General features: G+C 67.0%; 24 protein-coding genes. 14 read left to right on the forward strand and 10 right to left on the reverse strand.

Features of this window, described 5'->3' with window-relative positions; all coding sequences use genetic code 11:
• Positions 1-28: 28 nt before the first annotated feature.
• Complete coding sequence (locus LJ754_RS12410) at positions 29-835, forward strand: 3-hydroxyacyl-CoA dehydrogenase family protein (protein WP_231706335.1); 807 nt, start codon at positions 29-31, stop codon at positions 833-835.
• Between the two features lie 23 nt (positions 836-858).
• Here the strand turns inward: LJ754_RS12410 and LJ754_RS12415 are convergent, their stop codons facing one another.
• Both LJ754_RS12415 and LJ754_RS12420 read right to left on the reverse strand, forming a co-directional pair.
• Entirely contained in the window at positions 859-1605 is a 747-nt protein-coding gene (locus LJ754_RS12415; RefSeq protein WP_227926833.1) for an anti-sigma factor, read from the reverse strand.
• Positions 1602-2228 carry a sigma-70 family RNA polymerase sigma factor gene (locus LJ754_RS12420; RefSeq protein ID WP_227913369.1) on the reverse strand — a complete coding sequence of 209 codons (627 nt, stop codon included), beginning with the start codon at positions 2226-2228 and terminating at the stop codon, positions 1602-1604. Before LJ754_RS12420 ends, LJ754_RS12415 begins: the two co-directional genes overlap by 4 nt.
• Before the next feature lie 320 nt (positions 2229-2548).
• Between LJ754_RS12420 and LJ754_RS12425 the strand changes: the two genes are divergently transcribed.
• Both LJ754_RS12425 and LJ754_RS12430 read left to right on the forward strand, forming a co-directional pair.
• On the forward strand, positions 2549-3322 hold the full coding sequence (locus LJ754_RS12425) for a hypothetical protein (RefSeq protein ID WP_227926834.1): 774 nt from the start codon (positions 2549-2551) through the stop codon (positions 3320-3322).
• Positions 3323-3330: 8 nt separating this feature from the next.
• Positions 3331-4014, forward strand: a complete 684-nt coding sequence (locus LJ754_RS12430) for a class F sortase (RefSeq protein WP_227926835.1) — start codon at positions 3331-3333, stop codon at positions 4012-4014.
• 42 nt (positions 4015-4056) lie between these two features.
• Here the strand turns inward: LJ754_RS12430 and LJ754_RS12435 are convergent, their stop codons facing one another.
• Complete coding sequence (locus LJ754_RS12435; RefSeq protein WP_227926836.1) at positions 4057-4785, reverse strand: helix-turn-helix transcriptional regulator; 729 nt, start codon at positions 4783-4785, stop codon at positions 4057-4059.
• Positions 4786-4988: 203 nt separating this feature from the next.
• Between LJ754_RS12435 and LJ754_RS12440 the strand changes: the two genes are divergently transcribed.
• From LJ754_RS12440 to LJ754_RS12460, 5 genes are read left to right on the forward strand one after another with little or no spacing between them, the layout of a single operon-like run.
• Positions 4989-5957, forward strand: a complete 969-nt coding sequence (locus tag LJ754_RS12440) for an ABC transporter substrate-binding protein (protein WP_227926837.1) — start codon at positions 4989-4991, stop codon at positions 5955-5957.
• Positions 5958-5959: 2 nt separating this feature from the next.
• Positions 5960-6904 (forward strand): amino acid ABC transporter permease, encoded by a 945-nt coding sequence (locus LJ754_RS12445; protein WP_227926838.1) that lies wholly within the window; start codon positions 5960-5962, stop codon positions 6902-6904.
• Entirely contained in the window at positions 6904-7713 is an 810-nt protein-coding gene (locus LJ754_RS12450; protein WP_442860328.1) for an amino acid ABC transporter ATP-binding protein, read from the forward strand. The genes LJ754_RS12445 and LJ754_RS12450 overlap by 1 nt, the downstream gene beginning before the upstream one ends.
• On the forward strand, positions 7710-8831 hold the full coding sequence (locus tag LJ754_RS12455) for an aminotransferase class V-fold PLP-dependent enzyme (protein ID WP_227926839.1): 1122 nt from the start codon (positions 7710-7712) through the stop codon (positions 8829-8831). Before LJ754_RS12450 ends, LJ754_RS12455 begins: the two co-directional genes overlap by 4 nt.
• On the forward strand, positions 8828-9238 hold the full coding sequence (locus LJ754_RS12460) for a Rid family detoxifying hydrolase (protein ID WP_227926840.1): 411 nt from the start codon (positions 8828-8830) through the stop codon (positions 9236-9238). The genes LJ754_RS12455 and LJ754_RS12460 overlap by 4 nt, the downstream gene beginning before the upstream one ends.
• A gap of 114 nt (positions 9239-9352) precedes the next feature.
• Here the strand turns inward: LJ754_RS12460 and LJ754_RS12465 are convergent, their stop codons facing one another.
• Complete coding sequence (locus LJ754_RS12465) at positions 9353-10744, reverse strand: ROK family transcriptional regulator (protein ID WP_227926841.1); 1392 nt, start codon at positions 10742-10744, stop codon at positions 9353-9355.
• Between the two features lie 31 nt (positions 10745-10775).
• Here LJ754_RS12465 and xylA point away from each other — a divergent pair, with 31 nt between their 5' ends.
• From xylA to LJ754_RS12490, 5 genes are all read left to right on the forward strand, one after another.
• Positions 10776-11957: a xylose isomerase gene (gene xylA / locus LJ754_RS12470; protein ID WP_231706310.1), complete on the forward strand. Its 1182-nt coding sequence runs from the start codon at positions 10776-10778 to the stop codon at positions 11955-11957.
• 103 nt (positions 11958-12060) lie between these two features.
• Complete coding sequence (gene xylB / locus LJ754_RS12475; RefSeq protein WP_227926842.1) at positions 12061-13482, forward strand: xylulokinase; 1422 nt, start codon at positions 12061-12063, stop codon at positions 13480-13482.
• A 10-nt stretch (positions 13483-13492) separates the two neighbouring features.
• Positions 13493-14422 carry an aldose-1-epimerase gene (locus LJ754_RS12480; RefSeq protein ID WP_227926843.1) on the forward strand — a complete coding sequence of 310 codons (930 nt, stop codon included), beginning with the start codon at positions 13493-13495 and terminating at the stop codon, positions 14420-14422.
• A 47-nt stretch (positions 14423-14469) separates the two neighbouring features.
• The gene (locus tag LJ754_RS12485) at positions 14470-14649 is read left to right on the forward strand and encodes a hypothetical protein (RefSeq protein ID WP_227926844.1); all 180 of its coding nucleotides are present in this window, start codon (positions 14470-14472) and stop codon (positions 14647-14649) included.
• A 66-nt stretch (positions 14650-14715) separates the two neighbouring features.
• Positions 14716-15288 carry a GNAT family N-acetyltransferase gene (locus tag LJ754_RS12490; protein WP_227926845.1) on the forward strand — a complete coding sequence of 191 codons (573 nt, stop codon included), beginning with the start codon at positions 14716-14718 and terminating at the stop codon, positions 15286-15288.
• Here LJ754_RS12490 and LJ754_RS12495 read toward each other — a convergent pair.
• From LJ754_RS12495 to LJ754_RS12515, 5 genes are all read right to left on the reverse strand, one after another.
• Positions 15285-16280, reverse strand: a complete 996-nt coding sequence (locus LJ754_RS12495) for an acetylxylan esterase (protein WP_227926846.1) — start codon at positions 16278-16280, stop codon at positions 15285-15287. The two genes, LJ754_RS12490 and LJ754_RS12495, sit on opposite strands and share 4 nt — an antisense overlap.
• A gap of 76 nt (positions 16281-16356) precedes the next feature.
• Positions 16357-18762: a beta-glucosidase family protein gene (locus LJ754_RS12500; RefSeq protein ID WP_227926847.1), complete on the reverse strand. Its 2406-nt coding sequence runs from the start codon at positions 18760-18762 to the stop codon at positions 16357-16359.
• Positions 18763-18764: 2 nt separating this feature from the next.
• The gene (locus LJ754_RS12505) at positions 18765-19583 is read right to left on the reverse strand and encodes a carbohydrate ABC transporter permease (RefSeq protein ID WP_227913356.1); all 819 of its coding nucleotides are present in this window, start codon (positions 19581-19583) and stop codon (positions 18765-18767) included.
• Positions 19583-20533 carry a carbohydrate ABC transporter permease gene (locus LJ754_RS12510; protein WP_227913355.1) on the reverse strand — a complete coding sequence of 317 codons (951 nt, stop codon included), beginning with the start codon at positions 20531-20533 and terminating at the stop codon, positions 19583-19585. Before LJ754_RS12510 ends, LJ754_RS12505 begins: the two co-directional genes overlap by 1 nt.
• A gap of 20 nt (positions 20534-20553) precedes the next feature.
• A complete protein-coding gene (locus tag LJ754_RS12515; protein WP_227926848.1) occupies positions 20554-21864 on the reverse strand; it encodes an ABC transporter substrate-binding protein in 1311 nt (436 codons plus the stop codon).
• Positions 21865-22004: 140 nt separating this feature from the next.
• Between LJ754_RS12515 and LJ754_RS12520 the strand changes: the two genes are divergently transcribed.
• Positions 22005-23045 (forward strand): LacI family DNA-binding transcriptional regulator, encoded by a 1041-nt coding sequence (locus LJ754_RS12520; RefSeq protein WP_227926849.1) that lies wholly within the window; start codon positions 22005-22007, stop codon positions 23043-23045.
• Positions 23046-23090: 45 nt separating this feature from the next.
• On the opposite strand, the gene LJ754_RS12525 is transcribed toward LJ754_RS12520, so the two are convergent.
• Positions 23091-24764, reverse strand: a complete 1674-nt coding sequence (locus LJ754_RS12525; RefSeq protein ID WP_227926850.1) for an HNH endonuclease signature motif containing protein — start codon at positions 24762-24764, stop codon at positions 23091-23093.
• Positions 24765-25214 lie beyond the last annotated feature (450 nt).

Below are 25214 nucleotides of genomic sequence, written 5' to 3' on the forward strand. Positions count from 1 at the left end.
CCGGGTGGGTGTACTGGGCGGCGGACGGATGGGCGCCGGCATAGCCCATGCCTTCCTGCTCGCCGGGGCGGAGGTGGTGGTGGTGGAACGCGACCGGGACGCCGCCGACGCCGCCCGCGCCCGTGTCACCGGGTCCCTCGCCAAAAGCGTGGAACGAGGCGATACCGATGAAAGCGCACGCGAGCTGGCCGAACGTGCCGTGTTTGCCGTGGACTATGCCGAGTTTGCCCGCTGCGGGCTGGTGGTGGAAGCGGTGCCGGAGGACTTCGCGCTAAAGGCTGCCGCGCTGCGGGCTGTGGAGGAACACCTCGACGACGGCGCCTGGCTGGCCACCAACACCTCCTCCCTGTCCGTGGACAAGCTGGCCGCCGAACTGGCCCGCCCCGAACGCTTCTGCGGCCTGCACTTCTTCAACCCGGTGCCTGCTTCCAAGCTGGTGGAACTGGTCCTGGGGGCGGCCACCTCCGACGTACTGGCCCGCACCGCCCGGGACTGGATCAGCGCCCTGGGCAAAACCGCCGTCGTGGTCCATGACGCCCCCGGCTTCGCCTCCTCCCGCCTGGGTGTTGCGATTGCCCTGGAAGCCATGCGCATGGTGGAGGAAGGCGTGGCCTCCGCCGAGGACATCGACGCTGCCATGACGCTGGGCTACCGGCACCCCACCGGACCGCTGCGCACCACGGACCTGGTGGGGCTGGATGTGCGGCTTGGCATTGCCGAGTACCTGCACTCCACGCTGGGGGACCGGTTCGCCCCGCCGCAGATCCTGCGCGACAAGGTGGCCCGCGGCGAGCTGGGCCGCAAGACCGGGCAGGGGTTCTTCAGCTACGAATAGCCCTTGGGCCGCACGGGTGAATGCTAGAGTTCGGCGACGGCGAGGATCGGCAGCGTAGGTGCTTCCGAGCCGCCCTCCGGTTCCACGGTCATGGCCACTGCCCCGGCCGCGGACACATCGCCGTCGAGCCAGATCCGGACATCACCGCCGGTGAAGCGCACATTGGGGATGGGTGTATCGTCCTCAAGCAGCCACAGCTGGTATTCCTCACCCTCGCCCGCATCCGGCAGGCCGCCGGCCACGAATAACGCCGCGTCCTGGTCCTGCGAGATGACCAGTGTGGCCGGCGAACCGTTCACGTCCAGCCGGTGGGTCGTGACATCGGGTGCGGACAACAAAGAATTCTCACGGACCTGTTCGGCTGCTGCGGACTGCTCCTGCTGCCGTTGCTCCCACTGGACGCCCAGTCCCCAACCGCCCAGGGCAATGCCCGGAATCAGGACGGCGGCTGCCGCCGCGGCCAGCAGGGAACGAAGGCGGCTCCGTCGCCGCTCGTCCAGGGAAGCGACCTCGGCCACCTGCCCCGGCTTGGTGCCGTGGATGGCCGCTAGCACCGAACTGCGCAGCTCCGCAGGAGGCTCTTCCTGTGTTTGGGCTGCCAGATAGGCGCCGACCTCGGCGTACTCCGCCACCTCGGCCCGGCACTGCGGGCACTTTGCCAGGTGCTGCTCGAAGCCGGCGCGTTCCTGCGGCTCAAGGGCGTCCACGGCATACAGCGGCGCCAGCTCATGGAGGGTGTCGGCGCCAACATGGCGGTCTGAGCTGTTCACCGTTCTCCCCCCAGCACTGATTTGAGACTCTTCAACCCGTCACGGATCCGGGCTTTGGCCGTGCCCAGTGGAATGCCGAGGTGCTCGGCCACCTGACGGTGCGTGCATCCCTGATAGTAGGCCAATGCCACCGCCTCGCGCTGGAGGGGGCTGAGGGTATCCAGCCCGTCGCGGACCTGGTGGGCGTCCATACTCTGTTCCACTTCCTGCCAGGTTTGGTCAGCTGGCGGTTCGGTCCGCTCTTCTTCATAGGTTTGTTCCCGCTCACGCTCACGGACCAACTGGCGGATCCGGTCCACGGCCCGGCGGTGGGCGAGGGTGCACAACCAAGCCGGTACCGAGCCCAGCGCCGAATCGAACCGCTCCGACTGCTGCCAGGCCATCAGATATACCTCCTGGACAACTTCAGCGGCGATCTCCGGGGACCGGACCACGCGTAACGCCAAGCCGTAGACCTTCGAGGAGGTGGCGTCATAGAGCGCCGCGAAGCTCGCTTCATCTCCGTTGCCGCTGCGCCGCACCAGGTCTGCGAGGTCCGGCCCGTGGTTTTCGCCGCCTTCGGGGGACGTATCCGCGGAAGCCGGTTGACCGGGATCCCTCCGGTCTATGCGCGGGTCATTCATTCGCTTCCACGGATTGTCCCTTCGACTACCCCGCCCCAACCGCGGTGCGGTGGCGGGCGTTCCCGCCGAGAAGACTGTCACATCACCACTCCGCGGCGCCACCCGCACCGGGATCCACGTCCGCTGTCCGGCCCATGTGCGCCGTTTATCCGCTGTCTGTCCATATGTACTGTTCGCCGCCGGACGCCGAACGGACGGGTCCGGCGGGAACGGGCGGTCCGGGAAGCTTCTGCAGGTTTTTCTTCCCGCGACCCATCCGCTCGCGGCTCGGCTCCGAACCTGTGCTGTTACACACACCCGACCTCACGAAGGACACGATCATGAATAAGAAGATGCGTCTGCTTGCTGTTCCTACCCTGGCCCTGGGCGCCGTGGCGCTGTCCACCGGTCCGGCGATGGCCCACGGTGAGGACTCCTGGTCCAGCCAGTCCACACTGAACACGATGAACAATTCCGGCACCACGGGACAAGCCATGGTGGAGGTCCACGGAACCGAAGCCAAGGTCACCGTCAACGTGTCCGGTGCTGCCGAGACCTTTATGGACGGACCCTTCCCGCATGCCCAGCACATCCACATCGCAGCCCAGGGTGTTTGCCCCGGGCCGGACGCCGATACAGACGGCGACGGCGTGGTGAACACCACCGAAGGCCACCCGTTCTACGGACACATCGGTACCTCGCTGACTACTGAGGGCGACAGCAGCCCCGATTCCGCCCTGGCTGTGGAACGCTTCCCGGGCGGATCCGCCTACACCTACGAGCGGACCCTGGAACTGAGTCCGGAGACGGCCGCCTCGCTCAAGGACGGCAGTGCGGTGGTTGTGGTGCACGGTGTGGACCCGTCACGGATGCCTGAGGCCGCGGCCGCGAAGATGTCCGACCTGGACCCGTCCCTGCCCGCAGCGGCAACCCTGCCCGCCGCCTGCGGCACGCTGGTCGGCTCGCAGATGGCCGACATGCCCGCCGGCGGTGCTGATACCGGAGTGGAGAGTGACAACGGTGCTGCCGGCACCGCCGTCGCCGGCGCCGGATTTGGCTTCCTGGCGCTGGCCGGTGCAGCGGTAGCTGTTCTCCGCCGCCGCGCGCGCGCCTAGCGGATGCCATGAAGGTATCTGCACACGGCCGCCGCGTGCTGACCGGCGCGGCGGCCGCCCTCCTCCTGCTGGGCGGCTGTGCGGGAAACACCATGCCGGAGGGCGGGAGTCCGGCTGCGTCCACGGCGTCCACGGCCCTTCCGGCACCGGCGCCTGAATCAGCTGCGCCGGCGGTGTCCCCGCCTGCTGGGTCGGCGGCCCCGCCCACTGCGACGGCGGCCCCGCCCGCTGCGCAGCCTGCGGCTGCCGCCCCTGTTTCCTTGTCCATTCCGGCCATCGGAACAAACTCGCAGCTGCTGCCATTGGGGCTGCGCGATGACGGCACACTTGAGGTTCCCCCGGAACCACCGGGCTCACCGGCGGGTTGGTACACAGGCTCGCCGGCGCCCGGCGACCGCGGCCCGGCAGTCCTGCTGGGACACGTTAATGCCACCGGCGGCGGCCCGGGCGTCTTTGCCGGCCTGCGCGACCTCCGCCCGGGGGACCGCATCAACGTTGCCCGCGAGGACGGTTCCACGGCGGTTTTCACCGTGGACCGCGGAGAGCAGTACGGGAAGGCGGACTTTCCGACCCTGGAGGTGTACGGCAACACCGAGGCGGCGGAGCTGAGGCTGATCACCTGCGACGGATTTGACGCAGCCAGCGGCGAATTCGACGACAACTACGTGGTGTACGCGACGCTGGTGCCCTGAGGCACCGAGCCCGGACCGCCGGCCGCGGGAAGGGGCCGGCGGTCAGGCCTCCTGCCGGACCTGCTTGAGGTAGCGGTAGACCGTGGGTTCGGAGACGTGCAGGGCGGAAGCTGCCTTGGCTACTGAGCCCTTGAGCAGGAAGGTGCCGGCTTCGTCGAGGTCCCGCACGATGGCCATCTTCTCGTCCGACGTCATTCGAAGCGGCGGAACATTCTGGGATGCAACGTGACGCGACACGCTGTCGAGGGTGAGGTCCTCAACACTCGTACTCAGGCGTTCAGCTACGGCACCAATAGGTGCAGGGGGGTAGGGAGAAGGCGTCGAGTTCGGAGCGGTGGCGGCCTCTTTGCGGATGCTTCCGGTGGCGGTCAGCGCGTCCAGGGCATCGCGGGCAGCCACGAGGGCTGTGTCGTCAATGTTTATGCAGAGCAGGCCGATCACTGCCGCTTCACTGTCGCGGATAAAAAAGGTGGAGGATCGGAACCGTCCGCCCGCGGCCGACTCGGCGAGGTAGTTGGCGAAGTAATCGGTGTCATGGTGCTCGCCGTTGCGGAGCACTTTCAGGACCAGATCGGTGGCCGGGGCGCCGAGGGCGCGTCCGCTGACGTATCCGTTGGTCAGTGCGACCACGGAACGGTTGAGGTCGGTGGTGTCGTGCAGCACAATTTCGCTGCGGGGTCCCAGCAGGGCGCCAAGGAAGTCCATCATCCCCAGGTACGGGGCAAACTCCGGGCGGAGTTCCCGGGCCAAATCGACCTGGGTTGCTCGCATCGGTTCCTGCAATGGCCCGTCCTTTCGAGAAATCTGCCGGCGTACCCACGGGCCGTGCCCGCTGCGCAATGAAGCCACCCTACTACCGGAAACCGTGTTTCAGTCGCGTAAATAAATTAATTGCATGATGAGAAACTATTGTCATGGTGAGATTTGTGGATTAGTTTTCGAGGACGACTCCTGCTCAGAAAGGGCTGACCACCATGCCTCGAAATTCCTCACGTACAGCTCTGGGTGCCGCTGCCAGCGGGCTTGTCCTTGCCATGCTCCTCACCGGCTGCGGTGACAGCGGCTCCGACACCGCAGGCGGCGAAAGTGCCGATCCTGCCGCGGGCTCCGCCTCCGTCATCCCGGACACGGCCGCGATCCTGGACTCCGTCACTGTGGATGAGAGCCTCGCAGCGGCCCTGCCGGCCGGGATTGCCGACGATGGCGTCCTCACCGTGGGCTCCTACGTCCAGTCCGCACCCAACAACTTCTACGCTGCTGATGGTTCCACGGTGGTGGGCAACGACCATGACCTGATCACCGCCATGGCGAAGAAGCTTGGCCTCGACGTCAAGTACGAGAACCTCGACTTCCAGGCGCTGATCACCAGCCTGCAGTCCGGCCGGGTGGAAGCCACCATCGCTGCCATGAATGACACTGCGGAGCGCCAGCAAGCCATCGACTTTGTGGACTACCTGACCTCCGGCATCACGATCATGGTCCAGAAGGGCAACCCGGCAGGGATCGACGGGCCCGATGCGCTGTGCGGGAAGAAGATCGCCGTCGTGACCGGTACCAGCCAGCAGGACTTCGCGCAGTCGACCAGCGACAAGTGCGTTGCGGACGGAAAGAAAGCACTCGAGATCTCCGTAACGGACAGTGACAGCCAGAACCAGACGCAGCTGAGGACCGGCCGCATTGACGCCATCGTCAACGATCTGCCCAGTGCCGTCTACATCTCGAAGACGACCAAGGACGGCGAGGCCTTCGAAGTTGTTCCCGGCGACGTCATTGACGGTGCCCCGTACGGCATCGGAGTGAACAAGGACAACCCTGAACTGCGTGATGCCCTCGCAGGAGCGCTGGATGCCCTGATTGAAGACGGCACCTACGCCGACATCCTCGCCGCCTGGGGCGTTGACGACGGCGCCGTGGACGCCGCCGCAGTCAACGGCGGCAAATAACCATGAGCAACACCACCGTGGTGCAACCCGCTGACGGTGAGCTGCTGCCTCAGGTACACCTGAAGCGCTGGGGCCGGTGGGTCAGTGCCGTGGTGATCGTGGCCGCGCTGGTCCTCCTGGCCGGCGCTGCCGCGCAGGGCGACATCGATTACGGGTCAATTCCCGCGTACCTGGTATCGCCCGTCATCCTGGAAGGGCTCGTCAACACAATTGTGCTGGCCGTGGTCGCCCAGGTTTCGGCCATTGTCATCGGCGTGGTGATCGCACTGATGCGCATCTCCAAGATGCCGGTGGCCTCTGCCTTCGCTGCCGGCTACACCTGGCTTTTCAGGGGCCTGCCCGTTCTGCTGCAGATCCTGCTTTGGTACAACCTCGCGCTGATCTTCCCGCGGCTAACCATCGGTATTCCGTTCACCGACGTGACCCTCGTGGATGTGAGCACCAATTCACTCATGACCACCTTCGTGGCGGCGTTCCTAGGCCTGGCCCTCAACGAGAGTGCGTATATGGCCGAGATTGTCCGTGCCGGGCTGAAGAGCGTGGACCGCGGCCAGATCGAGGCGGCTCAGTCCATCGGTGAGACCCCGGCGCAGCGGATGAGCCGGATTGTCCTGCCGCAGGCCATGCGGGTCATCATTCCGCCCACGGGCAATGACTTCATCAACATGCTCAAGGGCACGGCCATGGCTTCCGTCATCGGCTACATGGAACTCATCAAGGCAGCCAATAACATCTCTTCCTTCAACCTGCAGGTCATGGAGACACTCATCGCCGCAGCCATTTGGTACATGGTCGTGGTCAGTGTGGCCAGCGTTGGACAGTTCTACCTGGAACGTGCCTTCGACCGGCAGGACCGAAGCCCGGGCGGCAGGCCGAAAGCCGCCCTGCTGCGCCGTAAGATCGCGGCCGAAGTTGGCCGCGCACCCCTTGTCAGGAGCACCCCTTGATCGACAACACTACGAACAGTGCTGCAGCGACACCGGACGTTTCGACCGCGCCGGTGCTCAACGCGCGCTCCATTTCCAAGTCCTACGGGCACCACGAGGTCCTGAAGGATGTCTCGCTGCAGGTGTATCCGGGTGAGGTGGTCTGCATCATCGGCCCCTCGGGTGCCGGGAAGTCAACCTTCCTGCGTGCCCTGAACCGGCTGGAAGTTCCCGATGCCGGCGAGGTCTGGGTGGGCGGGGAACCAATGGGTTTCGAGCTGCGCGGAGGCAGGCTCCACGAACTGTCCGAGCGCCGCCTCTCCGGACAGCGGGCAAAAACGGGGATGGTGTTCCAGCACTTCAACCTTTTTCCTCACCTGACAGTCCTGGGCAATGTCATTGAAGGGCCTGTCCGGGTCCAGAAACGGCCCGCTCGGCAGGCACGGGCGGAAGCAACCGTCATCCTGGAACGGATGGGACTCGCGGAAAAGGCTGACCAATACCCGGGCCAGCTCTCCGGCGGCCAGCGCCAACGTGTTGCCATTGCGCGGGCCGTGGCCATGAAACCCTTATTCCTGCTCTTTGATGAGCCGACCTCCGCGCTCGATCCGGAGCTGGTGGGGGAGGTCCTGACCGTGATGACGGATCTGGCCCGCGACGGTATGACCATGCTGGTGGTCACGCATGAAATCGGCTTTGCCCGCCAGGTTGCCGACCGGGTGGTCTTTATGGCCGACGGCGCGATTGTCGAGCAGGGCCCGGTCTCGCAGGTGCTGGAAACGCCGCGTGAAGCGCGGACCCAGCAGTTCCTGCAGCGGGTCCTGGCATGACGGCCATTCCCGCTGCCTATGTTGGGGCCTTCGGCGCTCCCGAGGGATACCTTAACTTCGCCAGTTACGGACCGCCGTCATCCCCGGTGGTCTCGGAAACCGCTCGGCTACTGGAGCTCGCGCACAGCGGGGCGGACTCGGGGCAGTACCTGCATGCCATGGACAGGCGGGCCACCGGCGCGGCAGCACGCCTGTCCGGCTTCGCCCCGCAGAATGTGGGGCTGGTGCCGAGCACCTCGCACGGACTGTTTCAGGCGGCCTTCGGGGTGTCGGGCGGCGAGGTGCTGGTGTCCTCGGCGGAATTCCCCGCCAACCTCTATCCCTGGTGGCGGGCACGCGACGCCGGGCTGCTCCAGGTACGCACGCTGCCGGAGAACGGATGCCCCCTGGCGCCGGTGACCCCCGAGCGCGTACGTGCGGCCCTTACCGAGTCGACCGTCGCGGTTTCCGTGAGCGCTGTCGACTTCCGGACCGGATACCGGGCGGACCTTGCCGGCATCCGGGAGGCCGTGGGCGACCGTTTGCTGGTGGTGGATGGAATCCAGGGATTCGGCGCCATTGAGTTGCCCTGGGACGCTGCCGATGTGCTGGTGGCGGGCGGCCAGAAATGGATGCGGGCAGGTTGGGGCTGTGGGTTCATGGCTTTGTCCGATCGCGCATTGGAACGGCTCGGCAACACGCTTGGAGGCTGGACCGCAGTCAACCAGCCCACCAATTATGACGGTGTGCAGCACCCGCCGCTGGACGGTGCTGCCAGACTCTCGGTCACCAACGGTTCACCGTTCGCATCGGGCGCCCTGTCTGCCGCCCTTGAACTGGCCGAGTCCGCCGGAGTCGAAGCCATCGAAGCAGCCATTGCGGAGCGCATGGACTACTTCATTGATCGGCTCGACGAGGCCCGCGTCTCCGTTGCCTCGCCGCGTGCCCGGGAGGACCGCGCGGGCATTGTGGTAGCAGAATTCAGCGACGGCAGCGCCCCGGCGATGCATGAACGGCTCGCGGAAGCAGGCATCACCGCGACGCTGCACGGCAGTACCCGCATCCGGCTGTCGGTGCACGCCACCACTACGGAAGCGGCCGTTGACACAGCTGCAACCATTTTGAAAGGCACATCATGACGGATACACAGGCGCCGCTGTCCACGCTGACGGCCGTTTCGACGTCGGCGGCCCCGGCGGCCATCGGACCATACTCGCAGGCAGTCCGTGCCGGCGGACTGGTGTTTGTCAGCGGGCAGCTGCCTCTTGACCCGGTCACCGGTGAGCTGACCGGCAGCACGGCCGCGGAGCAGGCCGAGCAATCCCTGCGAAACATCGAGGCGATCCTTGGCGCCGCCGGGACAAGCCTGGACAAGGTCGTGAAGACCACCGTCCTGCTTGCCGACATCAATGACTTCGCGGCCGTCAATGAGGTCTACTCGCGGTTCTTTCACGGGGAGGTGCTGCCGGCGCGCGCCGCTTACGCGGTAGCCGCACTGCCCAAAGGCGCGCAGGTGGAAATAGAACTCGTAGCTGCCGCGGGCTAACCGCACCATCGCTCCGTTACCCGGGGCAGCTACGGAGCCACCACCGAATGGCCGGCGCCGGCCGCGGCGGCAGCAAAGGCCGCCCAGCGGCCCTTTCGGTGCCTGCGGAACGGTTCAGCTAGCCTCGACGTCGGAGAGCGCGGCGGCGCCGTTCGCCGGGTCCGCCGACGGCGCGGCCAACAGTGGTGCGAACACCAGCTCTGCGGCGCCCACCAGCAGCAGCTCCGAGCGCAGGGCCGCTCGGCGCAGCTGCACCCGCCCGCCCAGGCCGGCGATGGCGTCGCCGGCCACGGAGCCCTGCAGCCGCTCCGGGTTGCAGGCAAACAGCGTGCCCAGGAAACCGCCGAGCACTATGGTCTCCGGGTTGAAGATGTTCACGAAGTTGGTCAGCGCCACGGCGAGGTGGTCCAGCTGCCGGTCCGCTTCGGCCCGGACTGCGGCGGAACGGGGTTCGGCCATGGCGGCATCCAACGTGTCCTGGTCCGCGCGTTCCAGACCCAGCGCCGCCAGCAGGCGGGGCAGGTTCACTTCCGTTTCCAGGCAGCCGCGCCGGCCGCAGTGGCACAGTGCCCCGTTGCTGCGGACCATGGTGTGGCCCAGTTCGCCGGCGTATCCGTCGGCTCCGCGCAGGGGTTCGCCGGCCGCGATGATTCCGCCGCCGATGCCGCTGGCGCTGCCGTTGAGGTACACGGCGTTACCGGCGTCGACGGCGGCGCCGAATAGGCTTTCGGCCACGGAGGCCAGCGTGGCGTCGTTGCCGGCGAAGACCGGCAGGTCCAGGGCTTCCGCCAGCGGTGCGGCCAGCGGTTCGTTCCGCCAGCCCAGGTGCGGAGCCAGCAGCACCAGGCCGTCGGTGGTGCGGGTGAGCCCGGGAACGGCTACGCCCACCCCCACAATCCGGTCCAGGGTTTCCAGCTCGCCGGACATTGCGGCAAGGGCGGCACGGGTGAGCTCCACAGTGTCCGGGACGCCGGGGGCGGCGGGTGTTTCGCAGCGGATTCGCCGGTGCACGCGCCCGCCAAGGCCCACCAACCCCACGGTGACGGCGTCGACGTCGGGATGGACCGCCACGGCTGCCACCTGCTCATTGGGGTGCACCAGGGGGCTGGGCCGCCCCACCCGTCCGGCGGGCGGATTGGTTTCATACGCCAAACCCATGGCGGCCAGTTCCCCGGCCAAGGCGCCCACGGTGGAGCGGTTGAAACCGGTCCGGCGGGTTAGCTCGGCCCGGGACAGCGGTCCGTGCCGGTGCAGCAGGGTCAGCACCCGGGACAGGTTAGTTGCCCGCAGGCTGTCGGTCCCGCCTCCGGCCGGTGCCGGCTGCGCACTGCCCGTGGTCTTGCTGTTCCTGCCGGCCATGCCGCCGATCCCCCTGCCCGTGAAACTGCCCGTGAAGCTGCCCGTGTACCAGCCTGCCAGCCCCTGCTGGGGCCCGGCTGCCGCTTTCAGCGTACCCGCTGAAACCGTTGACACCCCCGCTTCGCCGGAATATGTTGTGGCTACCAACTAATTCTTGCGACCTGGAGCTAACGTGACAATGACGCCATCGCCTTCTGACCGTTTTACCTTCGGCCTGTGGACCATCGGCTGGACCGGAACGGACCCCTTCGGCACTCCCACCCGCGCCAACCTGGATCCCATCGAAGGCATGCATAAGCTCGCCGAACTGGGCGCCTACGGGGTGACCTTCCACGACAATGACCTGGTGCCGTTCGATGCCTCTGCGCAGGAACGGGACCTGATCCTGAAGAACTTCACCAACGCCCTGGCCGAAACCGGCCTAAAGGCGCCCATGGTGACCACCAACCTGTTCACCCATCCGGTCTTCAAGGACGGCGGCTTCACCTCCAATGACCGGTCCGTGCGCCGCTTCGCGCTGCGCAAGGTGCTGCGCAACATTGACCTGGCCGCCGAACTCGGTGCGGAGACCTTCGTGATGTGGGGCGGCCGGGAAGGCAGCGAATACGACGGGTCCAAGGACTTCGCCGCGGCGTTTGAGCGGATGAAGGAAGGCGTGGACACGGTAGCTGGCTACGTGAAGGAAAAGGGCTACGGCCTGCGCCTGGCCATTGAGCCCAAGCCCAACGAACCGCGCGGCGACATTTTCCTGCCGACCATCGGCCACGCGCTGGCGTTCATTGCCCAGCTGGAGAACGGCGACATTGTTGGCCTGAACCCGGAGACGGGGCACGAGCAGATGGCCGGGCTGAACTTCACCCACGGCATCGCCCAGGCCCTGTGGTCCGGCAAGCTGTTCCACATTGACCTCAACGGGCAGAAGTCCATCAAGTTCGACCAGGACCTGGTCTTCGGCCACGGCGACCTCACCAGCGCCTTCTTCACGGTGGACCTGCTGGAAAACGGGTTCCCCAACGGCGGCCCGCGCTACGAGGGCCCGCGCCACTTCGACTACAAGCCCTCGCGCACCGAGGGGTACCCCGGAGTGTGGGAATCGGCCAAGGCCAACATGGACATGTACCTGCTGCTCAAGGAACGCGCCACCGCTTTCCGGGCCGACCCCGAGGTGCAGGAAGCCCTGCAGTACGCCGGGATCGGTGAACTGGCGCAGCCCACGCTGGCCGCCGGGGAAACCGTCACGGACCTGCTGCAGGATGCCTCCGCTTTCGAGGACTTCGACGCCGCCGCGGCTGCGGAGCGCGACTTCGGGTTCGTGAAGCTGAACCAGTTGGCACTGGAACACCTGATGGGTGCCCGCTAGGCTTTCGGGCCAAACCGGAAACACACACGGAACAGTACGTCCATCCGTGCTGCCGCCGGCCCTCTGGGGGGAGCCGGCGGCAGCACCTGTTGAAAGGCCGGGCATGCCCCTCGTCGCCGGAGTCGACAGCTCCACCCAGTCCTGCAAGGTAGTCATCCGCGATGCGCAGAGCGGCGCCCTGCTGCGCGAGGGCACTGCACGCCATCCCGCCGGCACCGAGGTGGACCCCGAAGCATGGTGGACCGCTCTGCAGGAGGCGCTTGCCGCTGCCGGAGGTCTGGCGGACGTGGCCGCGGTGTCCGTGGGCGGGCAGCAGCACGGCATGGTCTGCCTGGACGAGACCGGGGCCGTGGTCCGCCCGGCCCTGCTCTGGAACGACGTCCGTTCTGCGGGAGCGGCTGAACAAATGGTGGCCGACGCCGGCCCGGACGGCGCGCGCTACTGGGCGGACAGCACCGGATCGGTTCCTGTGGCCGCCTTTACCGCCGCGAAACTGCGCTGGCTGGCGGAGAACGAACCGGACAACGCCGCCCGCACCGCCGCGGTGTGCCTGCCGCACGACTGGCTGAGCTGGCGGCTGGCCGGATACGGGCCGGGCAGCGGCGCCGAGGGCCTGGCCGCCCTCACCACCGACCGGTCCGACGCCTCCGGCACCGGTTACTGGTCCCCGGCGAACGGCGAGTACCTGCCGGAGGTCCTGAAGCAGGTCCTGGGCCATGTGCCGCTGCTGCCGCGTTTGCTCGGGCCGCTGGAAGCTGCCGGGCGCACGCCGTCCGGAGCCCTGATCGGGCCCGGCGCGGGGGACAACGCGGCCGCCGGGCTGGGCGTTGCCGCCGGGGTGGGGGACGTAGTGGTCTCCATCGGCACTTCCGGTACTGTGTTCGCCGTCGCCGACGCGCCGACGTCGGACGCCACCGGCCTGGTGGCCGGATTCGCTGACGCCACCGGGCACTACCTGCCGCTGGCCTGCACGCTGAACGCCTCCCGGGTGCTGGATGCCACCGCGGCGATGCTCGGCGTCGACTTGCATGAACTGACCCGTCTGGCCCTCTCCGCTCCCGCCGGAGCGCAGGGCCTGGTGCTGGTGCCGTACTTCGAGGGCGAGCGGACACCCAACCTGCCGGATGCGACCGGTTCCCTGCACGGGGTAACGCTGGCCAATTTCACTCCCGCGAACCTGGCCCGCGCCGCAGTCGAGGGCATTGGCTGTTCGCTGGCGGACGGGTTCGCCGCGCTGAAGGACACCGGCGTGGATGCGCAGCGGGTGATCCTGGTGGGCGGAGCCGCCCGGTCCGAGGCGGTGCAGCAGTCCATCGCCGCGGTGTTTGGCCTGCCCGTCACCGTGCCCCGGCCGGGGGAATACGTGGCCGACGGCGCCGCGCGGCAGGCGGCCGCGGTCCTCACCGGGGACTGGCCGGCCTGGAACGACGGCACGTCCACCGTGGTGGCGGCCGATCCGGCGCCGGAAGTGTTGGCCCGCTACCGGCAGGCCGCTGTCACTCCTACGCTTCCGGCCACGCGGTAGGCTCGTGCCCATGACGAACACCGGTTTCCACGGCACAGGTCCCAACGGCAGCCCCATCGAGCTGGCGGCCGGTTCCTACCGCGCCACCATCTACCCGGTTGGCGCCACACTGGCCGCGCTGACCCGGGACGGCCGGCATCTGGTGTTGCCGCTGCCCGAGGACACCGTGCCGCACGCCTACACCGGCAAGGTGCTTATGCCCTGGCCCAACCGAATCGTTGGCGGACGCTACTCCTTTGAGGGCTCCGACTACCAGGTGCCCGTCAACGAACCTGAAACCGGAATGGCCCTGCACGGGCTGGTGTGCTGGGACGAATGGCAGGTAGCTGAGGCCGCTGCCGACCGCGTGGTGCTGCGGCACCGGCTGATGGGCCAGCCGGGCTATCCCTTCACCCTGGAACTCGAAGCGGTGTACGCGCTCGACGCCGGCGCCGGGCTGAGCGTGGAACTGGCCGCCCGCAATGCCGGGACTTCGGCTGCGCCGTACGGTGTCTCCGCACATCCGTACCTCACCGCGGATTTGGTGCCGGTGGACCGGTGTGTGCTGGAGGTGCCTGCCGCGCAGGTGCTCGGCACCCTGGAACAGTCCGGCCGGCCCCTGGACCTGTCCGAGCTGCAGGACGTGAAAGGCACCGCGCTGGCCTTTACGGCTGCGGAACCCATCGGCGCCCGCACTGCGGACCACGCGTATGCGGGCCTGCCCGACGGCGAATGGCAGGTCCGCCTGACGGATCCCGAAACCGGGATCGGGTCGGTGCTGTCCGCCAACGGCAAGGACGCGCCCTGGCTCCAGGTTTACTCCGGGGAGCAGATGGGCCGCCGGGGTGCGGCCGTTGAACCGATGACCTGCCCGCCGGATGCCTTCAATTCCGGGGAGGGCCTGATTGTGCTGGCTCCGGGGGAGGAGCACCGGCTGGGCTTCGGCATCGCTGCGGCCTGACCCGCAGCCCCTGTTGCGGGGGTGGGCACGGCTCTAGCATTGTGCCTATGGCCCAGGATCCAGTGGAGTCCAATCCAGACCACTACGCCGTGGTGTTTGAAAACGAGCGTGTGCGCGTGCTGGAGTACAGGGACACCCCGGGGCATGTCAGCGTGGCGCACCGGCATCCCGACAGCGTCATGATTACGGCCAGCTCCTTTCAGCGGCGGTTGCACTCGAGTCCCTGACCTCTTCTTTCAGCCGACGCCGGCGCCAGCCTTGCCGTGCATCCGCAGCGACCATAGACTGCCCGAATGCGCGCCCTCGAGACCGACCGGCTGACCCTGCGCCCGTTCACCGCCGACGACGCCGACTTTGTCCTCGACCTGTACTCCCGGATGGACGTGCAGCGCTATATCAGCGGCCACCCCCCGAAGCTGATGAAGGACCGGACCGAGGCAGTTGCGCTCATCGAGGCGTGGGCCCGCCGGGACGACGGAACCTGCGGCATTTGGGCCGTGCAGGAGAAGGCGGCGGAGGACAACGTCGCCGGGCAGCTCACCGGCACGCTCCTGCTCAAGCCCATTCCGGCGTCGGGCCCGGAACCGCAAGAGTCGGGCGACATTGAAATCGGCTGGCACTTCCACCCGGACTTCTGGGGGCGGGGCTATGCGCCGGAGGCTGCAGCCGCCCTTCTGCAGCATGGGTTCGACGCCGGCCTTCCCCGCATTGTGGCAGTAACCAATCCCGCCAACACGGCGTCGATGCGGGTCTGCGGGAAAATCGGGCTCCAGGCGCAGGGCACCACCGACCGGTACTACAACAAGACCTGCCAGCTCTTCACCGCTGACAATCCCGCCGGGAACAACGCCGGTGCGGAGAGCTAGCCCTCCCCGAACTGCTTGCGCAGGAACGCCAGCGCGGCGAGCTCATCCTGACTGCCCCCGGCCTCATGCTGGTTGAAGGGCCAGACAGAGAGTTCCTTTGGGCCGGCATAGGTGTTGTAGGCGGCGTACACCGTGGACGGGGGAGTGGTGGTATCCATCAGGCCCACCGCGAACAGCGCCGGTGCGGAGGCGCGCGGCACCAGGTTCACGACGTCGAAATAGCGCAGCGTCTGCATCACCTGCTGCGCCGTCCCGCGCTGCATGGACAGGAAATCGGTGATTTCCCGGTACGGGTAGGCATCGGTAACGGTCAGCGCCCGCGGAAAGTCCGAAAGGAACGGGACCAGGGCGACGACGGCGGCCACCTCCGGGTCCAGGGCGGCAGCCGCCAGAGCCAGCCCGCCGCCCTGGCTCATCCCCAGCACCGCCACCCGATCCGGATCCACCGGCGCCAGACCCCTGCCCGCAAGTGAACGCATGGCCTCCACCGCCCGGACGGCATCGGTGATCAGCCGGCGGTAGTAATACGTCTGCGGATCGAGCACCCCGCGGGTCATCACCCCCGGAACCTGGGGACCGGCACTGCCGGCGGCATCCGGCGTCGTGCCCGTGCTCCAGCCGGCACCCTGCCCGCGGGTGTCCATCTGCAGGTGCGCGAAGCCGGCCGAAGCCCAGAACAGGCTCTCGTGTGCGTCGCCCCGGCCGCCGCCGTAGCCCACAAACTGCACCACGCCCGGCAGCGGGCCGTCGCCGCGGATGCTCCGGGCGGGCAGCCGCAGCCAGGCCCGGATCGGGTCACCGGCGAAGCCCGGGAACACCACGTCGTAGACCTCAACCGTCCGCAATCCGCTGGGGAAGGGGGTGACCTCCACTGCCAAGGGGTGTGCCTGCGCCTGGTCCAGGGTGTCCGCCCAGAACCGGTCCAGGTCCTCCGGAGCGCTGGTGCTGCCGCGGTAGGTGGCAAGTTCTTCGGCCGGCAGATCGTAATACATGCGGCTCCCGGGTGTCGTAGGTTTGCAGGCGGTGCGGACCGGTGCTGCTCAATCCATGCGGCTCAATCCATGCTGCTCAGTCCAGCGGGCTTACCTCCGCCGGGCAATGCAGCCGCCTGGTGTGGTCCACCTCCCGCACGATACCGGTCAGGGTAACACCGGCCGTTGCACGGATATCAGTGCTGGAGGCGCCCAGCCGCAACTCCAATTCACCGGGTTCCACAATCCGCACCCCGTTCCGGCCGGTGAAGGACGCAACGTCCGCCGGCACGGCAAAGCTCACCCGCGCGGAAGCCCCGGCGGCCAGCGGCACCCGGGCGAACCCCGTCAGCCGGTGCTCCGGGCGGACCACCGAGGCCACCGGATCGTGCAGGTACAGCTGGACTATCTCCGTACCGTCGCGCCCGGAGGTATTGGTGACGGTCACGGAGACCGCTGTTTCGCCGTCGACGCCGAACTCCGCAGGACCGTCCAGTGCAGCATCGGACCAGGCGAAGGTGCTGTACCCGATCCCGTGCCCGAACGGGAAAGCAGGGGTGGGGTCGATGCTCGACACGTCGCTGGACCGGGCCAGGGGAGCGGCCAGATAGGTGGAGGGCTGCGCGCCGGGGGAGGCAGGCACACTGACCGGCAGCCGTCCGCTGGGATTAATCCGTCCGCTGAGCACGCCTGCCACGGCCGGTCCGCCCTCTTCTCCGGGGAAGAAGGCCTGCACAATGGCCGCCGCCTCGGTGGCCGCCCGGCCCAGGGCGTAGGGCCGTCCGGTGAGCAGCACCAAGACCACGGGGGTGCCGGTGTCGAGCAGGGCCTCGAGCAGCTGCTGCTGCACCCCGGGCAGCACCAGCGATTCCGTGTCGCACCCCTCGCCGCTGGTACCGCGGCCAAACAGGCCGGACCGGTCGCCCAGCACCGCCACCACCACGTCCGCATCCCCGGCCGCGGCCACGGCGGCGTCGAATCCGTCCGTGGCGCGTCCGTCCACGCTGCAGCCTTCGGCGACGGTGATCATGCTGTCCGGGAAATCGGTGCGCAGTGCGGCGGCCACCGTGGGCAGTTCGATGCCGGCGGCCACCTCCGGATGCTGCACCCCCACATGTGCGGGGAAGGAGTAGCAGCCCAGGAACGCCATCGGATTATCTCCATTGGGCCCGACGACGGCGATCCGTCCCGGTGCTGCCAGCGGCAGAATGCCGTTGTTGGCGGTCAGGACCAGGGCCTGTTCGGCCACTTCGGCGGCCAGGGCACGGTTTTCCGGTCCGTCCAGGTTTACGGATCCGGCTACGCTGACCGCTGGGGCGCCGTCCGGGGCGCTGTCCACCGGGCCGCCGTCCAGGCCCAGCCCGGGTATGCCGGCCAGGGCGGGCGGAACCGGTGACCAGTCCGCGTCCAGCAGCCCGAGCTGGATCTTCTGCTCCAGCACCCGCTGCACCGCGGTATCGATCACGGACTCGTCCAGCCGGCCGGCCTCCAGTTCCGCCAGCAGCGGCTCGCCGAAGGCGTCCACGGTGGGCAGTTCGACGTCGACCCCTGCGGTCAGTGCCGCCGCGGCGGCCTCACCCATGGTGCCGGCCACCCGGTGCAGCTCTTTAAGGAAACCCACTCCGAAGTAGTCGGCCACCACGGTGCCTTCAAATCCCCAGGTCTCGCGCAGCAGGCCGGTGAGCAGGTCCCGGTCCGCAGCGGAGGGGACGCCGTCGACGTCGGTATAGGCGTGCATCACCGAACGGACACCGGATTCCCGGACCGCCATTTCAAAAGGCGGCAGCAGCACGTCGGCGCGCTCGCGGACACCTACCGAGACGGGCGCCAGGTTGCGGCCGGCCTTGGAAGCCGAGTAGCCCACAAAGTGTTTCAGCGTGGCCACCACGCCTGCACCTTCCAGGCCGCGGATGTAGGCGGAGGCGATGCTCCCCACGAGGTACGGGTCCTCGCCGATGGTCTCCTCTACCCGTCCCCAGCGTGCGTCGCGGACGACGTCGAGCACCGGAGCCAACCCCTGGTGCACCCCGACGGAACGCATGTCCGCGCCGATGGCTGCGCCCACCCGGGCAATCAGCTCAGGGTTGAAGGTGGCGCCCCAGGACAGCGGAACCGGGTAGGCCGTAGCGCCCCAGGCCGCGAATCCGGCCAGGCACTCCTCATGCGCCATGGCAGGGATGCCGAACCGGTTGGCTCCGGCGATCCGCTGCTGGGTGCGCATCAGGGAAAGGGCACCCATCCCGGCATCCACCGGGTGCGTACCGAAGGGGCGGGTGAGCTGGCCCAGCCCGGAAGGGAGCAGGTTCTCCAGGGGGACCGGTTCCTTCATGTCGTGCTGGTGCGGGGCAACCTGGCCGCCCTCGCTGGAGGCACCCACCCAGACGCCAAAGAGCTGGGCCACTTTTTCCTGCCTGGTCATCTGTGCTGCCAGCAGGGCGGCGCGCTCGCGGGCGGTCCGGGAGGTGTCACGCCAGGGCAGGTAATCAACTGTTGTATCTGTCATGTCTACTTTCCGCCCACGCCCATAAGGCCCTGGACCAGCGCGCGACGCGCAAAGAGGTACACCAGCAGCACCGGAATCATGGAGAGCATCACTGCGGCGAGGATGCCCGGCACGTTGATGCCGTACTGGGTTTGGAAGTTGAACAGGCCCAGGGTGACCACCTTGGTGGAGTCGGACTGGGTAAGGATCAGGGGCAGGAGGAACCCGTTCCAGCCCTGCAGGGCGGCGAACACGGCGATGGTGGACAGTCCGCCCTTGGACAGCGGCAGCACCAGGCGCAGGAACGTGCGCGCCGTGGAGGCGCCGTCCACGGACATGGCCTCGTAGAGGTCGGGGGTGATGTCCCGCATGGTCCCGGAGAGGATCAGGGTGCAAATCGGCAGGGCGAACGCCGCCGTGGGCAGGATGATGCCCAGCAGAGTGTCATACAGCCCTACGGAATTGATCAGGTAGAACATCGGCACAATCACCGCCTGCACCGGAATGGCCAGCCCCAGCAGGAAGAACCTGAAGATCAGCGTGGTGGACCGGGACTGGCTGCGCACAATGGCGTAGGCCAGCGGCGGAACCACGAGCAGGACTATGCCCACCACCCCGGCGGTGACCACAAAGGTGTTCAGGAAGTACTTGCCGAAGCCGCTGCGGAACACCTCCAGGAAGTTGTCCAGCGTGAAACCGGTGGGCAGGGCAACCGGGCCGTTGGCGCTGAATTCGGTGCGGCTCTGCACGCTGGCGGCCACCATTACGTACAGCGGCAGGGCCACGATCAGCAGCCAGAGGGTGACGGCGGCGCCGGCAATGTAATTGGGACGGGTACGCATCAGACTCCCTCCATGGTGCTGCGCATTTTGTCGTAGCCGGAGAGCTTCACCATGACCAGGGAAATGGCGGTGGCCACCACCACCAGCACCACGGCAATGGCCGAACCCATGCCGAAGTTGTAGCGGCGGAAGGCTTCCTCGAACATGTAGAAGGCGGTGATGGTGGTGTCTGTTCCGGGTCCGCCGTTGGTCAGGATCAGCACCGTTTCGAAGGTGGTCAGGCCGCCCACCACCATGAGGATCACCGAGGTGATGATGCTGTTGCGCAGCTGCGGCAGGGTGATGGAAAAGAACTGCCGGGCCCGTCCGGCTCCGTCCACTTCCGCGGCCTGGTAGAGCACCGGCGGAACGGATTTGGCGGCCCCTTGGTAGATCAGGGTGTGGAAGGGGGTGAACTGCCACATGCCCACAAAGATGATGACGCCTATCGCGGTGGGCTGGTGGCCGAAGAGGTTGCCGTCTCCGAACAGCCAGCGGAACTGCGCCGGGACGCCGAAGTTTGGATCAAGCAGCGCCCGCCACAGCACGGAGATGGCTGCCGAGGACAGCAGCAGCGGCAGGAAGAAGATGGCGCTGAGCACGGCACGGTTGCGTTGCGGCCCGGCCGCCCATACACCGAGGAGGATGCTCACCGGAGTTTGGGTCGCCACCCCGAGCACAATGAACAGCAGGCTCAGCCACAGGCTCTTGAGCATTACCGGATCTCCGGCCAGCTCCTGCCAGTTTTCCATGCCGACAAACTTCGGATCGCCGAGGCCCGTCCAGGTCATAAAGGACAGGACCACGACGGCGATCAGCGGGATCACGGCGAAGAGCAGGAAAAACACGGTGGCGGGCAGGGTCCATGCCACGCCGGGACGGTTGAGGCGGGCCCGGCCCGGCCGCACCGGATGCCCCTTGGCGGGGTGGTCCGATGCGGCCGGCGGCCGCGGGGGAAGCAGAGTGGTCATGGTCTGGCCTTTGCCCCGGTTTACTTCTTCAGGGACTGCATGGCCGAAATGAAACCGTCTTCGTCGATGCTTCCGGCGAAGAAATCGGCCACGGCGCTGTGGATGGTGGGGGTGGCAGCCGGCGGATAGGCCTGGTCCCAGGAGAGCTGGAAGTTCGGGGCGTCCTGCACCAGCTCGAACTGGTAGCGGGCATACTCCGGGTTGGTCGCCTGGTCCAGGAACTGCTCGGTGCTGGTGGTGGTGGGCAGGTTGCCGGTGGCCATCTGCGCCTCGACGAATTCATCCGAGTACATCAGTTTCAGGAAGTCCCGCACGGTGTCCGGGTACCGGGTGTCCTTGAGGACGGAATAGTAGTTGTTGGTGTTGCCCACCAGGTTGGCGGCGTCGCCCTTCCCGCCCTCAATCTCGGGGAACGTGCTCCAGCCCAAGTTGGTGGCCACGAAGTCAGGGTTGGTGTCCCGGATGGTGGAGTACTCCCAGGAGCCCATCAGTTCGAAGCCGGCCTGTCCGCCTGCCAGCAGCGCGGGGGAGCCGCCGTCGGTGAACTTCACGGACTGGAAGTTGGTGCCGAAGGCGCCGGAATCCACCAGGTCGCGGAGCTTGCCCAGGGCTTCCCGGCTCTCTTCGGAGTCCCACACGCTGGTGTCGCCGTCGAGTGCGGTCTGGAAGAGTTCCGGACCTGCCACCCGGTCATAAACGTAGGAGAACCACATCTGGGTGGGCCATTCATCGCCTCCGCCCAGGGCAATGGGCGTCTTGCCGGCTGCCTTGAGCTTGTCGACGGCGGCGAGCAGGTCATCCCACGTCTTCGGGGATTCGGTGATGCCCACAGAGGCGAGGACTTCCTTGTTGTTGAACAGCATGACCGGCTGGGTGCCGCGCATCGGGATGCCGTAGGGAGTGCCGTCCACCGAGGCGACGTCGAACACCGAGGGCAGGAAGGCGTCCTTGAGCTGCGGGTCCTCTTCGATGAAGTCATCCAGCGGCATCAGCAGGTCAGCGTCCACGAAGTTGGAGATGCTGCCTCCGCCCCAGTTGAAGAAGATGTCCGGTGCGGCGTCGGTGCTCATCACCGTCTGGAGCTTCTGCTGGTAGTCGGCGCCGGGGATGGTGTCCAGGACAACCTTTACATCGGAGGTTTCGTTGAAGCGGTCCACCATGGCGGTTTCGACGTCGTTGCTCGCGTCTCCGTAAACGAGGACGTGAACCTCGTTCTCGGGACGGTCTGAGGAAGCGGACTCGCCGCCTCCTCCGCAGCCGGCCAGCGTGAGGCCGAGGGCCAGCGTACTGGCTGCGGCCAGGACCGGGGTCCGTAGCGAGGGCTTGTTCATCTTTGAACACCTTCCGAAAGTTTCGGTATATTGATCGAAAGTTACTTGACGCGGTCAGCATAAGTTGGGCGTAATGTGATGCGCAACACTTTTCGATAAACTGGTTTCCGTTTTTGTATCGCCTCACCGAAGGGCACTTCATGCCGTCATCCGTCCCGCAGAGCCCGGTCACCCTGGCTGATCTGGCTGCGGAAGCCGATGTTTCCCTGTCCACAGTTTCGAAAGTATTGAACGGCAGGTCCGATGTTTCGCGGGCCACCCGGGCGAAAGTGGAGGCGCTGCTGGAGGATCACGGCTACCGGCGGAAGGGAGGAGCGAAGTCGCGGCTGCTCGAGCTGGTGTTCCACGAACTCGAAAGTGCGTGGGCGCTGGAGATCATCCGCGGGGTGGAGAATGTGGCCCGTGAAAAGGGACTGAGCGTGGTCCTGACCGAAAGCGGTACCCGGCACGCGCCGTCGCCCGAGTGGGTGGAAGGCGTGATTGCCCGCCGGCCGGTCGGCGTCGTGCTGGTGTTCTCCGACCTGGCCCAGGACTCGCGCCGCCAACTCGAAGCACGGTCCATTCCTTTTGTCATCATCGATCCGGCGGGTGACCCGGCACCGGATGTGCCCTCTGTGGGTTCGGCGAACTGGTCCGGCGGCATGATGGCCACCCGGCACCTGATCGATTTGGGGCACACGCGCATTGCCGCCATTACCGGGCCGGAGGACATGATGTGTTCCCTGGCCCGGATTGACGGCTACAGTTCCGCGCTCAATGCTGCAGCCCTGCCCCTGGACCGGGAGCTGATCCGGTACGGGAACTTCCATGTGGACGGCGGCCGCGACCACGCCTTGGAACTGCTCTCCCTGCCGGACCGGCCCACCGCCATTTTTGCGGGCAGCGACCTGCAGGCGCTCGGGGTGCTCGACGCCGCCCGGCAGCTGGGCATCAGCGTTCCGGAGGAGCTGTCCATTGTTGGGTATGACGACCTGCAGGTGGCGCAGTGGTCCAGCCCGGCGCTGACCACGGTGCACCAGCCGCTGATCGAGATGGCCGAGGAAGCAGCTCGGATGGCGGTGCGGTTGTTCGAGGGGGAGCGGCCCAACAACCTGCGACTGGATTTGGCCACGTCACTGGTGGTGCGGCAGAGCACGGCGCCGGTGGCTGCACCGGTCGGGTCGCGGGGATCGGGGAGCTGAGGTTGGGAGGCGAAGGTTGATGCCCGGCTGCTGGGGCACAGACGTTCAGAAGGGTGCGGGTTCCAACACGTCGTCGGACTCACGCGTTGAGGGTGCAGATCCGAATTCCAGGAAGGGTTCTGTACGATAAACCCGCCCCGTGGGTGAGGTCCACTCGATCACGCCCGGCGTGGGCTGGGAGGCCTTCCAGAAGCCCAGGGTCTTGAACCGGTGGTGCCGGCGGCACAGGTGTTCAAGGTTGCCGTGCTCGGTGGGACCACCTGCCGCCCAGTCGATGGTGTGGTCAATTTCCGTGACGGCGGTGCTGACCCTGCAACCGGGGAACCGGCAGGTCCCGTCCCGGGCGCGTAGCCAGCGGGCCAGTCCGGCGGGGACTTTCCGGCGCTTGCCCACGCCGAGGATTTCGCCGGTCTTCGGATCCTGGGCCAGACCTGTCCACCCCGCAGCGTTGCGGGCCAGTCGGCGGGCTTCTTCGGCGCTGATCGGACCGTAGCCGTGGAGCTCAGCCGGCTCCTCGTTGGCACCGAAGAGGGTTTCGGCGTTGATCAGGACCATGATTTCCGCCCGCGGCAGGACTGCTGAGGCGTCGGGATCGGCCTCGGCAGGTCCACTACCCGCTCTACTACCTGCTCCGCCGTCTGCTCCGCATCGTGCACCGCCGCCTGCTCCACTGCCCGCTCTACTATCTGCTCCACCGCCTGCTTCGGCGCCTGCTCCGGTTCGTGCACCTGACGGGGCCGAGCTGAGGCCGCCCATCAGCAGCTGGGCCAGGACATCGGCGCGCAGCTGGTCCGCAGTCCGGGAGTCACCGGCGGCCTGTTCGCCTCGGGCTGCAGTGCTCAAGGCTGTGTAGATCTGCTGGGCTTCCGCGGCCCGCAAGTGGGCGGACAGCCATGACATGCCGTCTTCGTCCCGGTCCAGGATGACGCGCCGCTTATCGAAGGCCGTCAGATGCCGTTCGGGAATGGTTTGGGGATATTTCCTCTCCCGCAGCCGCCGGGCCTTGGCACAGAACTGGCTCCTCGTTACGCCTTCTGCTTTGGCCAGCAGTTCGGACTCGAACCCGGGAAGCTCCGCCGCGGGGATGGTCTCGCACTGGTCGAGCACTACTTGAGCGTGCCCGTAGCTGAACCGTCCTGCTTCCAGTCCGGCCAGGGTGGCGGTATGGGTGCTGCAGAGCCTGTCCGCTTCGAACATCATTCCCTGCGCGGTGGTCTGCGGGACGTTCAAAATAGCTGCGCATTCCGAAGCTGCGAGGCTGAACGCGAGCCCGGCTTCTTCCCGGCCCGCATCCTTGCAGAGACCGGACCGGAAGAGTTCCTCCATATGGTGGATCAGGCGGGCCTCCTGTGCCTGTGTCCAACGCACCAGATGGACCACGCGGGCCAAAACATCGCAGGTGGCCTGCTCGTCAAAGGATTCAAGGTTCTGCAGGGCCAGCACCCCGCTGAAACCGTCCGGAAAACCGGAGTCAAAACCTGGATCTCCGGCAGCGCCTGGATTTCCGGCAGCGCCGGCATAGGCGGTGGTGGAGGCCGCGGCGTCGAAGCCACCGCCGACTTGTCCGGCGTCGTTAACCGCTACATGCAAATCAGCCCGGAAAACTGCGAGTGTGCGCTCCGAGTCGGAGGCACCCGCCTTACCAGCCTGGCCTTTAGCCGACTGGTGTTTTGTCTCTGCTTCTTCGGTTATCCGTTCGGTGTTCCCGAGCTGATCCATGCCTCAAGGATTTCATCCGGCACTGACATTTCCGGCCCCAAAAGAGGGTCAAAACGACCTTGTAGGAAACTCCAAATACCCGTCTTTTTGACACCGCTACCTACCCTCCAAAAACTGACCATGTTTCTCCCCGGAGGGCCGCGCTGGAAGGCACACATCGCCGGTTGCCCGGCAACGTTGGCGGCGGGGGTAGGCTCGCCATGGGGGCGACCCGCGACCCGCCACCCGCGGCCCGCAGGTGGCAGGCGACGGTTGATCGTCCCGGCTGGTGAGGTAATACAGAAGGAGCATCTTTGAGGTATTCAAACCCCCGTTTCGAGCTAGGGGACGGGCCGTGGGCCTTGGTCCAGCATTCGTATCCGCGCCCGTTGTGGGAATACCGGGTTTTTGAAGAAAACGGCGACTTTATCCGCCGGAGCCCGCAGTTCGCCAGCCGATCGGAAGCGGTCC

Origin of the sequence: Arthrobacter sp. zg-Y40, assembly GCF_020731535.1 — a bacterium.
Classification (GTDB): Bacteria; Actinomycetota; Actinomycetes; order Actinomycetales; family Micrococcaceae; genus Arthrobacter_B.

Excerpts from the sequence above, each read along its gene's own strand:
- LJ754_RS12525 (WP_227926850.1), bottom strand. The coding sequence starts at position 24,764 with ATGGATCAGCTCGGGAACACCGAACGGATAACCGAAGAAGCAGAGACA.
- LJ754_RS12515 (WP_227926848.1), bottom strand. The coding sequence starts at position 21,864 with ATGAACAAGCCCTCGCTACGGACCCCGGTCCTGGCCGCAGCCAGTACG.
- LJ754_RS12500 (WP_227926847.1), bottom strand. The coding sequence starts at position 18,762 with ATGACAGATACAACAGTTGATTACCTGCCCTGGCGTGACACCTCCCGG.
- xylB (WP_227926842.1), top strand. The coding sequence starts at position 12,061 with ATGCCCCTCGTCGCCGGAGTCGACAGCTCCACCCAGTCCTGCAAGGTA.
- xylA (WP_231706310.1), top strand. The coding sequence starts at position 10,776 with ATGACGCCATCGCCTTCTGACCGTTTTACCTTCGGCCTGTGGACCATC.
- LJ754_RS12460 (WP_227926840.1), top strand. The coding sequence starts at position 8,828 with ATGACGGATACACAGGCGCCGCTGTCCACGCTGACGGCCGTTTCGACG.
- LJ754_RS12520 (WP_227926849.1), top strand. The coding sequence starts at position 22,005 with ATGCCGTCATCCGTCCCGCAGAGCCCGGTCACCCTGGCTGATCTGGCT.
- LJ754_RS12480 (WP_227926843.1), top strand. The coding sequence starts at position 13,493 with ATGACGAACACCGGTTTCCACGGCACAGGTCCCAACGGCAGCCCCATC.
- LJ754_RS12495 (WP_227926846.1), bottom strand. The coding sequence starts at position 16,280 with ATGTATTACGATCTGCCGGCCGAAGAACTTGCCACCTACCGCGGCAGC.
- LJ754_RS12430 (WP_227926835.1), top strand. The coding sequence starts at position 3,331 with ATGAAGGTATCTGCACACGGCCGCCGCGTGCTGACCGGCGCGGCGGCC.
- LJ754_RS12485 (WP_227926844.1), top strand. The coding sequence starts at position 14,470 with ATGGCCCAGGATCCAGTGGAGTCCAATCCAGACCACTACGCCGTGGTG.
- LJ754_RS12420 (WP_227913369.1), bottom strand. The coding sequence starts at position 2,228 with ATGAATGACCCGCGCATAGACCGGAGGGATCCCGGTCAACCGGCTTCC.
- LJ754_RS12445 (WP_227926838.1), top strand. The coding sequence starts at position 5,960 with ATGAGCAACACCACCGTGGTGCAACCCGCTGACGGTGAGCTGCTGCCT.
- LJ754_RS12510 (WP_227913355.1), bottom strand. The coding sequence starts at position 20,533 with ATGACCACTCTGCTTCCCCCGCGGCCGCCGGCCGCATCGGACCACCCC.
- LJ754_RS12410 (WP_231706335.1), top strand. The coding sequence starts at position 29 with ATGGGCGCCGGCATAGCCCATGCCTTCCTGCTCGCCGGGGCGGAGGTG.
- LJ754_RS12490 (WP_227926845.1), top strand. The coding sequence starts at position 14,716 with ATGCGCGCCCTCGAGACCGACCGGCTGACCCTGCGCCCGTTCACCGCC.
- LJ754_RS12435 (WP_227926836.1), bottom strand. The coding sequence starts at position 4,785 with ATGCGAGCAACCCAGGTCGATTTGGCCCGGGAACTCCGCCCGGAGTTT.
- LJ754_RS12425 (WP_227926834.1), top strand. The coding sequence starts at position 2,549 with ATGAATAAGAAGATGCGTCTGCTTGCTGTTCCTACCCTGGCCCTGGGC.
- LJ754_RS12505 (WP_227913356.1), bottom strand. The coding sequence starts at position 19,583 with ATGCGTACCCGTCCCAATTACATTGCCGGCGCCGCCGTCACCCTCTGG.
- LJ754_RS12440 (WP_227926837.1), top strand. The coding sequence starts at position 4,989 with ATGCCTCGAAATTCCTCACGTACAGCTCTGGGTGCCGCTGCCAGCGGG.
- LJ754_RS12455 (WP_227926839.1), top strand. The coding sequence starts at position 7,710 with ATGACGGCCATTCCCGCTGCCTATGTTGGGGCCTTCGGCGCTCCCGAG.